This window comes from Chitinophaga rupis (assembly GCF_900109685.1).
Taxonomy (GTDB): Bacteria; Bacteroidota; Bacteroidia; order Chitinophagales; family Chitinophagaceae; genus Chitinophaga; species Chitinophaga rupis.
In genome coordinates this window covers 1,066,228-1,079,846 of sequence record NZ_FOBB01000002.1, presented here as the reverse complement: position 1 = coordinate 1,079,846, position 13,619 = coordinate 1,066,228, and the positions used below count along the sequence as shown (strand labels likewise).

10 protein-coding genes are annotated in these 13,619 nt (G+C 49.8%); 4 read left to right on the top strand and 6 right to left on the bottom strand.

The genetic code is table 11. The annotated features are described in order from the left end of the window. Nucleotides 1–184 precede the first annotated feature (184 nt). The 4 genes from BMZ54_RS11340 to BMZ54_RS11325 all read left to right on the top strand — a co-directional run bounded on the left by BMZ54_RS11340 (nucleotide 185) and on the right by BMZ54_RS11325 (nucleotide 5,343). Nucleotides 185–1,525 carry a TolC family protein gene (locus BMZ54_RS11340; protein ID WP_089911931.1) on the top strand — a complete coding sequence of 447 codons (1,341 nt, stop codon included), beginning with the start codon at nucleotides 185–187 and terminating at the stop codon, nucleotides 1,523–1,525. A 123-nt stretch (nucleotides 1,526–1,648) separates the two neighbouring features. Next, entirely contained in the window at nucleotides 1,649–2,950 is a 1,302-nt protein-coding gene (locus BMZ54_RS11335; RefSeq protein ID WP_089910779.1) for an efflux RND transporter periplasmic adaptor subunit, read from the top strand. 254 nt (nucleotides 2,951–3,204) lie between these two features. Then, on the top strand, nucleotides 3,205–3,948 hold the full coding sequence (locus BMZ54_RS11330; protein WP_089910776.1) for an ABC transporter ATP-binding protein: 744 nt from the start codon (nucleotides 3,205–3,207) through the stop codon (nucleotides 3,946–3,948). A 168-nt stretch (nucleotides 3,949–4,116) separates the two neighbouring features. After that, nucleotides 4,117–5,343: an ABC transporter permease gene (locus BMZ54_RS11325; RefSeq protein WP_089910773.1), complete on the top strand. Its 1,227-nt coding sequence runs from the start codon at nucleotides 4,117–4,119 to the stop codon at nucleotides 5,341–5,343. An 11-nt stretch (nucleotides 5,344–5,354) separates the two neighbouring features. Here the strand turns inward: BMZ54_RS11325 and BMZ54_RS11320 are convergent, their stop codons facing one another. The 6 genes from BMZ54_RS11320 to BMZ54_RS11295 form a co-directional block, all read right to left on the bottom strand. Beyond that, on the bottom strand, nucleotides 5,355–6,473 hold the full coding sequence (locus BMZ54_RS11320) for a serine hydrolase domain-containing protein (RefSeq protein WP_162277516.1): 1,119 nt from the start codon (nucleotides 6,471–6,473) through the stop codon (nucleotides 5,355–5,357). A gap of 76 nt (nucleotides 6,474–6,549) precedes the next feature. Continuing rightward, nucleotides 6,550–7,455, bottom strand: coding sequence for an arginase family protein (locus BMZ54_RS11315; protein WP_089910767.1), 906 nt, complete (start codon nucleotides 7,453–7,455; stop codon nucleotides 6,550–6,552). A 1-nt stretch (nucleotide 7,456) separates the two neighbouring features. Further along, complete coding sequence (locus BMZ54_RS11310; protein ID WP_089910764.1) at nucleotides 7,457–9,673, bottom strand: transferrin receptor-like dimerization domain-containing protein; 2,217 nt, start codon at nucleotides 9,671–9,673, stop codon at nucleotides 7,457–7,459. Between the two features lie 106 nt (nucleotides 9,674–9,779). Continuing rightward, nucleotides 9,780–10,781, bottom strand: a complete 1,002-nt coding sequence (locus BMZ54_RS11305) for a YihY/virulence factor BrkB family protein (RefSeq protein ID WP_089910761.1) — start codon at nucleotides 10,779–10,781, stop codon at nucleotides 9,780–9,782. Between the two features lie 50 nt (nucleotides 10,782–10,831). Further along, complete coding sequence (locus BMZ54_RS11300) at nucleotides 10,832–11,218, bottom strand: hypothetical protein (protein WP_089910758.1); 387 nt, start codon at nucleotides 11,216–11,218, stop codon at nucleotides 10,832–10,834. A 170-nt stretch (nucleotides 11,219–11,388) separates the two neighbouring features. Then, the gene (locus BMZ54_RS11295; RefSeq protein WP_089910755.1) at nucleotides 11,389–13,539 is read right to left on the bottom strand and encodes a glycoside hydrolase family 3 N-terminal domain-containing protein; all 2,151 of its coding nucleotides are present in this window, start codon (nucleotides 13,537–13,539) and stop codon (nucleotides 11,389–11,391) included. Nucleotides 13,540–13,619 lie beyond the last annotated feature (80 nt).

The window sequence follows — 13,619 nt, the reverse complement described above, 5'->3', positions numbered from 1 at the left end:
CCCGTCTTTATAGCGTAACCGGTTCCCCTGCGGTGAGCCGCCTGTTAAGTACTGTTAACGACTGTTAATTACTACTAACAAAACACAGACCAATTGAAAAAGTGCAGGTTATTTGCAGGCATCCGGCTATACCCTTTCATTCCGCTATTGCAAAAGGCTTAATGTATTACGAACAGGATATACCATGAACAGGATCATTATTTTCATGGCGGTCTTATGGATCGCCGGTGCAGGACCTTTACTGGCGCAGGATTCCACCACAGCCGGTTTGCGGGATAAATGGAGCCTGCAACAATGCCTGGATTATGCGCGTGCACATAATATTCAGCTAAACAGCCTTCGCCTGAGCCAGGCCTCCAGTGAGCAGGACCTGCTGCAATCCCGCGCAGCGCGGCTCCCCAGCCTGGGAGGTACGGTTACCCAATCTTTCACTAATTCCAAGAATACAAACCCGGTAGTAGGCGGCTTTCAAACACAATCCAGTCTTGCCAGCAACTATGCGTTAAGCTCCACCTGGATCTTATACCAGGGCGGGTACCTGCGTAATGACATCCGTGAAAAGAATCTACTGCTGCAGGCGGCCAATTTGAATGTGCAGCAGGCGGAGAACGATATTACCCTTCAGATCACACAGGCCTACCTGAACATTTTACTGGCGGGCGAGAACATTGTGTATGTAAAAGACCTGGTACAAACCTCGCAGGCACAGCTGCAACAGGGACAGCAGCTCTTTAACGCCGGCAGCATTGCCCGAAAAGACCTGGTACAGCTGGAAGCCCAGCAGGCCACAGATGCTTACTCCCTGGTTGTTGCGCAAAACACTTACCGGCAGAATTTACTGACCCTTAAACAGGTATTGCAGCTGCCTACAGCCTATACCTTTTCCATCGTACAGCCGGATACGTTACGGGCAGAAAAGCCTGTACCATCACTGGAAGAGGCGCAACGTATTGCCCTGCAAACCAGGCCCGAAGTAAAGAACGGAGAGCTGGGCGTAACCATTGCAGAAGTAGGACTGGAAAAAGCCAAAGCAGGTTATAAGCCTACGCTTAGCCTGGGCGGTACCTTATCCAGCGGGTTTTCCGATAACCAGTCAAACAGCTACTGGCAGCAGCTGGATAATAACTTTTACCAGCGCGCCGGATTAACATTAGGTATTCCCATTTTCAGCAACCGGGTGAACAAGGCCAACGAAGCGCGTGCAAAGATCCAGATAGACCAGGCCAAGTTAACGTTGCAGGATACCAAAACCGTGTTAACGCAGCAGGTAGAGCAATCTTACCTGAACCTGCAAAATGCGCAGGAGCAATACAAAGCTGCGGAAAAACAGCTGGTGGCCAGTGAAGAGGGTTACCGCATTAGTGTAGAGCAAATGAAATTAGGCGCGGTGAATGTAACTGACCTTGCCGTGCAAAAGAACCTATATATACAGGCGCTGCAAGCATTTATACAGGCTAAGTATGGTGCCATCCTGAATACCAGGATCTACGAGTTTTATATAGGAGAACCGGTTACTAATGATTAGAGACAAAACGACAAACCAACAGCAAATGAAATCAAAGATTCCATTTGACAATTGAAAACGACAAATAAGCACAAATGAAATCGAAGATTCCATTTGGCAAATAAAATAGACAAACAACAGCAAATGAAACGATATAAATGGTTAATAACAGGCATCATCGTTATAATAGCAGTAGCCATCTGGTTCCTGTTCTTCAGGCATAAGGAAGACCCGGTGGTGATTGATACAGAAAAACCGGTGTATGGTTTTATTGCCAATGCCATTACGGCTACCGGCACTATACAGCCGGTGGATACCGTGTCTGTAGGTACACAGGTATCCGGCACCATCCGCGTTATTTATGCGGATTTTAATACGCAGGTGAAAAAGAACCAGCTGATAGCGGAGCTGGATAAATCATTGCTGCAGGCGCAGGTGAACCAGTATGCAGCCAACCTGGCTGCGGCACAGGATCAGCTGGTGTTCCAGCAAAGTAATTACAACCGTCAATCGCAGCTATACAATGTAGGCGCTATCAGCAAGGCTGATTATGAAACAGCCCTGTACCAGTTTAACAGCGCCAAGGCAAATGTGGCGGCAATTAAAGCACAATTGCAATCAGCCAACCAGAACCTGTCATACGCCAACATTTACTCGCCGATAGACGGCGTGGTATTAAACCGGAATGTGAACATAGGGCAAACCGTGGCGGCCAGCTTTAACACCCCTACCCTTTTTATTTTAGCGAAAGACCTTACCAAAATGCAGGTACAGGCCAGCGTGGATGAAGCGGATATTGGCAACGTGGAAAAAGGACAGTGTGTAACCTTTACCGTGGATGCGTTCCCGGACGATGTATTTAACGGCACCGTGCAGGAAGTGCGCCTGCAGCCCAGCACCTCTGCTAACGTGGTCACTTACACCACCATTATAGACGCGCCCAATAATGACATGCGCCTGAAACCTGGTATGACGGCCAATATCACCATCTACACCAAAGAAGCCAAGAATGCTCTGCTGGTAAGCGCCAAAGCGCTGAAGTTCAAACCGGATTCCGCCCTGCTGAAGGATTATGTGATCATAGGGCGAAGGGATACCTCTCATGGCAAAACGGAACCCGGCTTTTACCGCAGCAAACGTCCGGATACTTTGAAAATACAAACGGATACCACTAAACGCTTAACCTCTCCGGATGAAGCTGCACGTCCTGCTGCAGTGTGGATCAAACGGGGTGATACCCTTATGCGCCGCCGTATTATGACGGGCCTGAATGATGAAACTAATGTGCAGGTAATGAGCGGGCTGGATACGTCGGATATTGTGGTGAATGATGCAAGACGGGTTACTAAAAAGGAAAAGAGCGCCGCAACGAAAAGTCCGTTTATGCCGTCAAGGCCGGGCAGAGGTGGCAGCAGCCGCAGTGGTGGAGGAACAGGACCGAGGTAGATGTGCAGATGTTTGAATCTGCAAACCCGCAGATGGCTGGAATTTGATGATGTGTTAATGTGCTGGCTGGGATTATTGAAAGTTGATTAGATGTGTTAATGTGCTGATTTATATAATGAGCGTTGAGGTTAAATGATAAATAACTAAATAAAAGAGGATGCGGGATGCTGATGATGAATGGAGGAGAATAGAATGAGTTAATAAAATTTTGAAGCTGAGCTATGCTGAGTGAATGATAATGAAACTATAATGAAATGGGCAAGATACTAGAGCTACATGACCTGAAGCGGGAGTTTAGAATGGGTACGGAGATTGTTCGTGCGTTGAAAGGCGTATCGTTTGAGGTAACTGCCGGGGAATTTGTAACGATTATGGGCAGCAGCGGCAGCGGCAAAACTACGCTGCTGAATGTATTGGGCTGCCTGGATAAACCTACCTCCGGGGTATACCAGCTGGATGGCGTGGATATCAGTAAGCTATCGCGGGATGAGCTGGCGCGGCTGCGTAACCGCAAGATCGGTTTTGTGTTCCAGGCCTATAACCTGCTGGCGCGTACCAGCGCGCTGGAAAATGTGGAGCTGCCCTTATTCTACAACTCCGGGCTTACTGCCCACGACCGGCGGGAACGGGCCGTGAAAGCGCTGGAAGCCGTAAAGCTGGCAGAGCGCCTGGATCATATGCCCAACCAGCTATCCGGCGGGCAGCAGCAGCGCGTGGCCATTGCCCGTGCATTGGTGAACGAGCCGGTAATGATACTTGCAGATGAAGCTACCGGCAACCTGGATACCCGCACTTCATATGAGATCATGGCGCTGCTGCAGGAGCTGAACCAGGCCGGCAAAACCATTGTATTCGTAACACATGAACCGGATATTGCCGCCTTTAGCAGCCGCACCGTAATGCTGCGTGATGGTAAAGTGATCCGCGACAGCAAGAATGAGAACGTACGGTCTGCACGGCAGGCACTGAGCGAGCTGCCTGTAGCGGATGATTATTAGCGCGCGCAAAGCGCGCGCTGTCAATGGTCCATGGTCGATGGTCCATGGCCTACTGCGTGGGAATATTTATTTCGAGAAAGGACTTGCTGCCATTTTCGCAGTAGTGGCAATAGTGAAAAATGCAATGGACTATGGACCATCGACCATGGACTAAAAAAACAACAAAACATGAACTTCTTCAACCTCATACGGATCGCCTTACGGGCACTGCAACGTAACAAACTGCGGGCCTTCCTCACCATGCTGGGTATTATTATTGGCGTGGGGGCAGTGATAGCCATGGTGGCCATCGGGCAAGGCTCCAAACAAAGCATACAGGATCAGCTGTCCAGCATGGGCTCCAACATGATCACCATACGCCCCAATAGCAACACCAGTGTGGGCGGCGGTGCAAGGCTGGATGCTACCAGCCTGCAAACCCTGAAGCTGGACGATATAAAGGCCATTGAACAACAGGCAAAATATATTACAGCCGTATCGCCACAGGTATCCGGCAAAGGGCAGGCTATTAACGGGGCGCTGAACTGGCCTACCAGTATACAGGGCGTGAGCCCCAGTTACCTGGATATACGCGACTGGCCGCTGAAAGACGGCGTGGCTTTCGGTGATAATGATGTAAAAGCAGCCAGCAAAGTATGCCTCATTGGGCAAACAGTGGTGGAGAACCTTTTCAGCGGCGGAGAAAATCCCGTGGGTAAAACCATCCGTTTTAACAAGATCCCCTTTAAGATCATTGGTGTGCTGAGTGAAAAAGGAGAAAATGCTTTCGGGCAGGACCAGGACGATATTATCCTGGCGCCCTACACTACGGTGCAAAAGCGTATACTGGCCATCCCGTATATACAGAACATCTTTGCATCGGCTATTGACGAAAGCAGCTCTACGCTGGCTACAGAAGAAGTATCGCAGATCCTGCGTACCGCGCATAAGCTCAAAACCGGCGATGATGATGATTTTACCGTACGTACGCAGGCAGAGCTGATCAACACCTTCAGCTCCACCAGCCAGCTGCTCACGGTGCTGTTAGCCGCTATAGCCGGCATTTCCCTGGTGGTAGGTGGTATTGGTATCATGAACATCATGTATGTTTCTGTAACGGAGCGTACCAAAGAAATAGGGTTACGTATGTCTATTGGCGCAAGAGGAATCGACATACTGTTGCAGTTCCTGATAGAAGCCATACTTATCAGCATTACCGGTGGGCTGATCGGTATTGCGCTGGGGATAACGGCCTCCAAGCTGATTACGGTATTCCTTTCCTGGCCCACACTGGTATCGGAAAGCTCTATTGTGCTGTCGTTTATTGTTTGTACTGTAACAGGCGTGTTCTTTGGTTATTACCCGGCCGTAAAGGCCAGCAGGCTGGATCCTATAGAAGCGCTGCGGTATGAGTGATTACTAATTGCTTAATGCGGATGGTAGGGACCCAGTGCCCAGTACTTGCGGCCTACTAATTTTTTGATCTTGTTAACAGCCTTCCAGCCGTTTTCAGAATTGGTCATTATAACTATGCCGTACCCTCCTTCCAGACTGGCCAGCATGCTGGATATATACCCGTAATTATGCCCATCGTGCCCAAAGAAATTCACCGGCCCTCTTTTTGCGATGGTGAACCCTAAAGCATATTGGCTGCCACTGGTGTTGGTAACAGGTGTTAGCATCAGGCGGGTATGCTCCTGGTCCAGGATATGACCCTGCTCTCCTTTTAAGGATAGCTGCACTTCAGCCAGGAACCGCGCCAGGTCTGCCGGTGTACTCCAAAGCCCGCCGAAGCTGAAGGGATAAATAACCATGTATTTATCTTCAATTACTGCATTCTTTTTAAGATGGCCGCTGGCAAATTCCTTTCCCGGCAAATGATAGTCAAAAGTGCTGTGTTCCATTTGAAGCGGCGCCAGCACCGTTTGTTCCATGATAGCAGGATATGTTTTCTTTTCCGTATCCATTAGCAGCAGCTCCAGGATGGAGTAACCGCCTGCTGAATACACATACTTCCCCGGATACCAGGTTACCCGTACCGGCTCATTAATAGCTGGCGCCTGTCCGTTCAATGCCTGTACGATAGTGGGTAAGGAATCTTTCCTGGTATAATGCCGGAATACAGCGCCGGAAATACCGCCGGTATGGCTTAGCAGCTCCTTCACATTCACCTTTGACTGCTTTGTGTACGCATTATCCGGCAGCTGCCAGGAAGTAAGCTGTTTATTGACATCTTCACTTAATGAGATCTTTCCTTCCTGCACCTTTTTCATTACCGCTACTGCCGTTACCGGCTTGCTCATGGAAGCGGCCTGGAAAAGCGTGGTAGCGGTTACGCTATCCTGCGTACCGGCTTCTTTTAACCCAAAGCCTTTTGCCCATACTACTTTGTAATTCTCAATAATAGCAATGCTTACACCTACTGCTTTTGTTTTCCTGATGATCTTATTGATCTCCGGGGTTAATGACTCATATTTTTGCGCATCAGTTTGTGCATAGAGCGAGGCCGTTGTGAAGAATAATGTAAGGGTTACAATAAATTTCATCTGTGCATGATTATGTAAATACAAATGGATGGAACGAAAGCAAACATAAGCAATCGTATCCATCCATTCGTATTAGTTAGCTGAAAGCCTCTGCCAGCATGGTTATAATTTGCTGTGCAATAGTGCCGTCCTTATCCAATAACGGGTTAAAAATGGTTACGCTGATACCTGCGGCTTTTCCGGTGGATAATACTCCCTGTATAAGCTGCCCGGCCTCATTAAACGACAATCCACCCCGGATGCGGTAATCTACAGCAGGATTGATCTCATCTGAAAGCACATCGGTATCAAAATGGATCCAGCAACCATCTGTATGCATGTTGTTAAGCTCCTGCAAAACGCTTGTTACCACCCTATCCATGCCCTGCTGCCGGATGTGTGCAAGATCAAAGCACCGTATGCCGGTTTGCTGTATATCCTGTGATCCATAGTGCTGTGTTTCTTCCCAGTCGCGCTGGCCAATGTGCAATACATGTTCATCTTTCACATAAGGGCGCAGCTGGTGTATGTTCGTCAGCATTTCAGGTCCGCGGCCGGTTATAAGCGCAAGATCCATATCTGCGGTTTCCCCGGTAAGGGATTTTTCCGGCTCATAAAAATCCGCATGCGCATCCATGAAAACAAGGCTGTAAGTACCCCTTGCTTTCAGGGCAGGCATAATGCCTAACAAAATGCTGCAATCACCACCCAGCGTAAGTGCAAAGCAGTGCTGGCTAATAACCTGCTGAATGGTTTTGCCCAATAGAGCTGAAAAATCCAGTAAGGCTGGTGTGTTAATACAATTGGTTACAGGATGCCGCTGCGTACTGTAGGATGCATTCAACACAGGCACTTGTATAACAGCCTGCTGTACCTGCAGCTTTTCAGCTAAACCACCGTTAAGCAGGGTTTGCGCCAGCAGCTCTGTTCCGGTAGGTTTCAGACCCAGGATAGAGGGTGCAGATATAAGCCGGATGTTATAGTGGTGTGCCTGCATTTGCATATTACTTTATTAGCCCCGTGATCTCATCCAGCTTTGCGCTGAACGTAGTTACAGCTCCTGCTACTACTGCTATCTGCTCCTGCGCCTCTTTCCAGTTACGCTGCTCGATGGCTTCGCGGATACCGGGCAGGGTTTTTACGCCGTAACCGGTATAAAAGCCAGGTGCATAAATGCTGTGCTTAAACCAGGGCCGTTTGGGTAATCCCTGGCTTACCAGCAAGCTCTGTTCAGCCTGATACAGCGCTTCGTTTAAGCGTTGGCGTGCTGCAGCGGTTACTGTAGTTGCAGCCATGGAATCGGCCAGTGTGCTGCTGGAATGGTCCAGCTTTACAAGGGCATTCTGCAGGGCAGAAAAATCCAGGTAAGGCACTTCTGCTTTTGCTTTGGGCGCAGTAAAAGACTTTTTAGGATCAGCAGCCAGCTGATAGCTATGCTCTTTTATCAAACGGTTCTCCAATACGGTGCTTTCCCGCAGCTGGTCGGCCTGATCGGTGAGCTCCTTTACATAACCGCTGATAGTTTTATACAGATCGGTGAAATCAAAAGGCAGCACATTGGCATCGGCTAAACGTAATGCTGCACGCCCGGCAACCTGCGCCAGCGCTACACCATAGCTGAAATCCGGATCTTTAAAGCGGGAGTACTGGTCATAGGAGTCATAAATGGAATGATACTCTCCCCCATCCCCTTCACCGCCAAAACCCAGGTTTAAAGAAGGCACGCCCAGGTGCTGGAAAAAGGGCGAGTAATCGGAGCCGGAGCCCAGCGCAAACAGGGTAATGTTTTTCTTTTCCAATGCTGCTTTGCGGCCCGCTGGCGCTGCATTCACCACAGCCGCTGCTTTGGCCCTTTCATATACGCTTACCTTGGTCTGCGGATCGGTTACGTCTTTGGCTATGCCGTCCATTAATTTGGTAAGGGCGTGTGAGCCACCCATGCCCAGGAAACCGCGTTCATTACCATCTGTATTAATATAGGCTACGGCTTTTTGCTGCAGCTCTTTGTCATGATCTTCTACCCATTCTGTAGACCCGATGAGGCCTGGTTCTTCGCCATCCCATGCGCAGTATACCAGGGTGCGTTTAGGCTGGTAACCGCTTTTAACCAGCGCGCCAATGGCCTTAGCTTCTTCCAGCATTGCGGCCAGCCCGCTAATGGGATCGCCGGCGCCATTTACCCAGGCGTCGTGGTGGTTACCACGTATCACCCATTCATCGGGGTACTGGCTGCCTTTTATGGTGGCTACTACATCGTATGCAGGCACCAGATCCCAGTTATAGGCTACTTCCAAATGTACCGTTGCTTTACCCGGCCCGGTATGGTAGGTAATGGGCAATGCGCCCCGCCATTCGGCTGGTACTACCGGTCCTTCCAGGGCTGCCAGCAAAGGCTGCGCATCATGATAGCTGATGGGCTGCACCGGTATCTTCAGGATGGTAGCGGCCTGTGAACGCTCCAGGCGCTGGGCATTTTCCGTAGCGCCTACACCGGGCGTTAACGGATCGCCGGGATAAATAACCATATCCATTACAGAGCCGCGCTGCACCCCATATTCACTTTTAAAGGCGCCTTTGGGATATACATCGCCTTCATAATACCCATCTTCTTTAGGATCGGAATAAATGATACAGCCAATAGCGCCATGCTCTGAGGCTACCTTGGGTTTAATACCGCGCCAGGACCGGCCATAACGCGCTATTACTATCTTGCCTTTCACGTCTATGCCTAAACGTTCCAGCGTTTCATAATCCTCAGGTAAACCATAGTTCACATATACCAGCGGCGCCGTTACATTCCCATCTGCGCCCCAGGCATTATAGGTAGGCAGCTGTCCTTCCTGGCCGGAGGTAGCATCTTCTTTCAGGGCGGGCTCTTTTAGTGTAGCCGTGAACTTTACAGGAGCGGTGAGCTCCAGCACCCGTGTTTTAGGTGTGGGAAACAGCACCTTATAGGTGTTAATGCGGGCATCCCACCCATAACTCTTAAACTTCCCTGCGATGGCTTCCGCTACTTTTTTACCTTCTGCAGAGCCCAGGTGGTGGGGCTTTGCAGACAATTCCTTAATGGTGGCGCCTACATGGGCGCTGCTAAGCTGCTGATCAAAACGGGTTTCCAGCTGTGTGTTGGTTTCCTTTGCAGCTGCTTTTTGCTGAGCCATAACGGGCGTGCAAATGCCCCATGCCAAAGCGGCTGCGCTAAGCGTAATAGTTAACTTCATGATGATTATTTTATAGGCAGATGATGCGATCCGGATCTTGGTTGGTGGTTCCCTATAGTATGGATAATAATACGGCGAATCCTGTTATTAAACAAGCAGAAAAAAATTATACACTGCCCGGGGCCTTTCCCTGCTGGTCTTTTTTGTGCTGCGCTGCTCTTTTGCGCTCCTCTTCTTTTTCATTTTCCTGCACATTGTGGCGATGGCTTTCTACCTCCGTTACCTGGTACATAACGGCATAGCTGCTGGGCCGTATCTCTGCGCCAAACTGCAAGGCGTAGAATTTGGTGAACTCCGCACCGGTGTACAGGATAATGGCCGAATAATAGATCCATAATAACAGCACCACCAGGGATCCGGCGGCGCCATAAGCGCTGCCTAAATTGGTGCGGCCTATGTAAAAGGTAATGAAGAACTTTCCCAGCATAAATAGCAGCGTGGTAAAAAAGGCTCCAACGGCCACATCTTTCCAGCGGATCAATGCATCCGGCAATACCTTGTAAACGATGCCAAACAGGAACCATATGATCAGGAAAGTAAGGGCCAGGTTAGTAATGTAGAACAGCATGATGGCGGTATGTGGAAAATGTTCCCGCAGCTGATCCATAAAACCTTCTACCAGGGCGTTGATCACCAACGACACAAGCAATAAAAAGCCCAGCCCTACCACCAGGGAGAACGACAGCAGGCGGCTTAACAGCAGCTGCACCAATCCCTTGCGGTATTTTACCTTTAAGCGCCACATGCTGTTAATAGCATCCTGGATCTCCGTAAAAATGGTGGTAGCGCCTATGAGCAGGGCAATAAGGCCTACTGCGGCGGTAAAAACATTGGCGCTGTCCAGCGTTGCATTCTTCATTACCTCCTGGATCTGCAGGGCGGCCTTACTGCCTATCAGGCTGCTGACCTGTGTGTAGATCCTGCCTTCCACGGCCTCGCGCCCCCAGAACAGGTCGGCCAGGAAAATGATCACAATCATCATGGGGCCTAATGAAAAAACCGTGTAAAAGGCCAGCGATGCACTGAGCCTGAGCACCTGGTCTTTTCCAAAACTTTGACCGGTGTGCCGGAGCACTTTCCAGAAATCCTTTATTGAAAATTTCCTCATAAACAAAGTTGAGCACTTTATGAGGTCAATTAAAGTGCCAGCCTGTAGTATTAATAGCTGGTGGGGTGATGCGCTGTATCTGCGGGGGCACGAACGACAGTATCTTTTGGGGCGGCAGTGCTATCCATGGCAGTATGGGTGCTGTCTGTTTTACCCGTCAGCAGGCTGTCTGCACGGCCGGGTGTTATGCGGGTATTGGGTGCAGAGCGGTTATCAGCGCCGATCCAGCCCATCTTCTCCATATCCTTGCGCTCTTTTTTATTGAACAGCTGCTGCGGATGTTTTTCCCGGCGCAGTCCTTCATCAAAGCGGGATTCTGCTCCCATCGCAGGCGCCTGGTATGCCTGGTTGCTCTTTGACTGAAATACGCCCCTGGAACAGCTGTACAGCAGTATTACAGCACATAGCACGGTAAATATTTTCAGGGGGAAACGCATAAGCAGGTTGTTTAATACATTAATATGACTCTACCATTTTAACGTGCCGGGCGGGGGATTATTGCTGTGCACAAAAGTTAAATGCAGCCAGCCGGTACCGGCATGGCTGCATTTAGCGGAAAGCGGAAAGCGGAAAGCAAAAAGCTATTGAGGTGTTTTTTGCTTTTAGTTTATTTTACTGCAAATTTTTGCTGCAGCACCATTTCATTGGCGTTCTTACCAATGGCTACGGTATATTGCCCTTTGTATAATTTCCATTTACGGGTGGGCAGGTCCCACTTCTGCAGCTCACTTACTGGAATGCTTAATTCCACGGTTTGCTGCCCGCCCTTGTTTACAGTCACGCGTTTAAAGCCTTTCAGCTCTTTCAGCGGCATACGCTCCATTTGCGGGTACTGTATGTAAGCCTGCAGCACATCATCTGCATCATAGTTACCGGTATTCTGCACGTTCACGGTAAAACGGATGGTATCTTTTAATGCATATACGTTCTTAGGCGCCTGTGCCCATGCATAGCTGAAAGTAGTATAGCTTAATCCAAATCCGAAAGGATACTGCACTTCCCCGTTGAAATAGCGATAAGTACGGCCTTTGAGGCTGTAGTCCTTATAATCCGGCAGGTCGTTCAGAGAGCGGTAGAACGTTACCGGTAAGTGACCGGAGGGTGATACGTTGCCAAACACAAGATCCGCCAGCGCAGCACCGCCCTGCTCACCGGGGTACCAGGCCAGGATAATAGCATCGGCATAAGGCTCAATGGCTGCAATATCAACCGCGCTGCCGGCTGTTACTACGGCAATAATGGGTTTCTTGTGCGCAGCGCGCAGCTTTTTCATAAAAGCCAGCTGGGATGCGGGTAGGCTAAGTGTAGCTTTATCACCGCCGGAAGCAGAAAGGAATGCATCACCCTCCTCGCCTTCCAGCACGGGTGTTAAGCCTATTACGGCAATGCTTACATCACTGTTCTCTGCCGCCCATATGCCGCCAAAATGAACGGTATCCTTATAATCACAACCCAGATCATATTGTACTGCGGTAGCTGGACCAGCTGCAGCTGCAATACCTTCTGCAAAGGTTACCAGGTTGCCGTTAATGCCGTGGTAGTTGGCTACCAGCGCATCTGCTGCGGCTGCATTGGAACCCAGCACCATAATAGAGCTGTATTTTTCTTTCTGCAGGGGCAGCACACCATTGTTCTTCAGCAATACCATTCCTTGTTCTGCGGTTTTACGCGCCAGTGCTACGTGGTAGGCATTGTGCACACTGTCTGCACCATAACGGTTATACGGAGCCAGGCCATTTTCATCAAACATACCCAGCTTCATTTGTGTGCGCAGGTTCTGGCTTAAAGCGCTGTCCACATCTGCCACAGTAAGCAATTTCTTTTCCACAGCTTCCTTTACATCTTTCTGCAAAATGGTGCCACACTCCATGCCAACTTTAGCTTTTACGGCTGCTGCAGCTGTTTCCAGGCGGGTGGGAATGGCCTTATGGCGTGTGTAAATATCATCCAGCGCGCCGCAGTCTGTTACGGTTTGCCCATTGAAGCCCCATTCATCGCGCAGAATGGTTTGCAGCAGCGTTTTACCGGTACAGCAAGGCTCCCCGTTCACGCGGTTATAAGCGCACATAATAGAGGCCACATGTGCATCTACCAGGTGTTTAAAGGCATATAAATAAGTTTCGCGCAGGTCTTTTTCATCTATCTGCACATTAAATGTATGGCGGTCTGCTTCCGGTCCGCTGTGCACGGCAAAGTGTTTGGCGCAGGCAGCGGTTTTCAGGTGCATGGGATCTGTACCCTGCAGACCGGTGATAAATGAAGTGCCTATGCTGGCGGTGAGGAAGGGATCTTCACCATAGGTTTCCTGGCCGCGGCCCCAGCGCGGATCGCGGAACAGGTTAATGTTAGGCGTCCAGAAATCGAGGCCCATGTACCACAGGCGGCGGTTCATGGCTACCGACAGGTTGTATTTGGCGCGGGCTTCAGTAGAAATGGTGTTGGCAACTTCCTGCACGAGGGCCTGGTTAAAGGTGGCCGACATACCAATGGCCTGCGGGTATACCGTGGCCTCTCCTGCCCTGGCAATGCCGTGCAGCGCCTCGTTCCACCAGTTGTAAGAGGGAATTTGCAGGCGGTCAATGGCAGGACTGTTAAACCCTAACAGGGAGATCTTCTCATCCAGGGTAAGGGTTTGTAACAGGTCTTTTACGCGTGCATCCACCGGCGCCTGGGCATTCCGGAATACAGGCTGCTGTGCATACAGGCTGCCTGCCATTAATGCAAGTACAGTTGCCAGCTGGTAAATTTTTTTCAACATCAGATTAAGATTAGCTAAGGTTCAATGTTCACAAATGGGGCTTAAAGAAACGGCATTTTCCGGTAAAAAAATATTGTTGT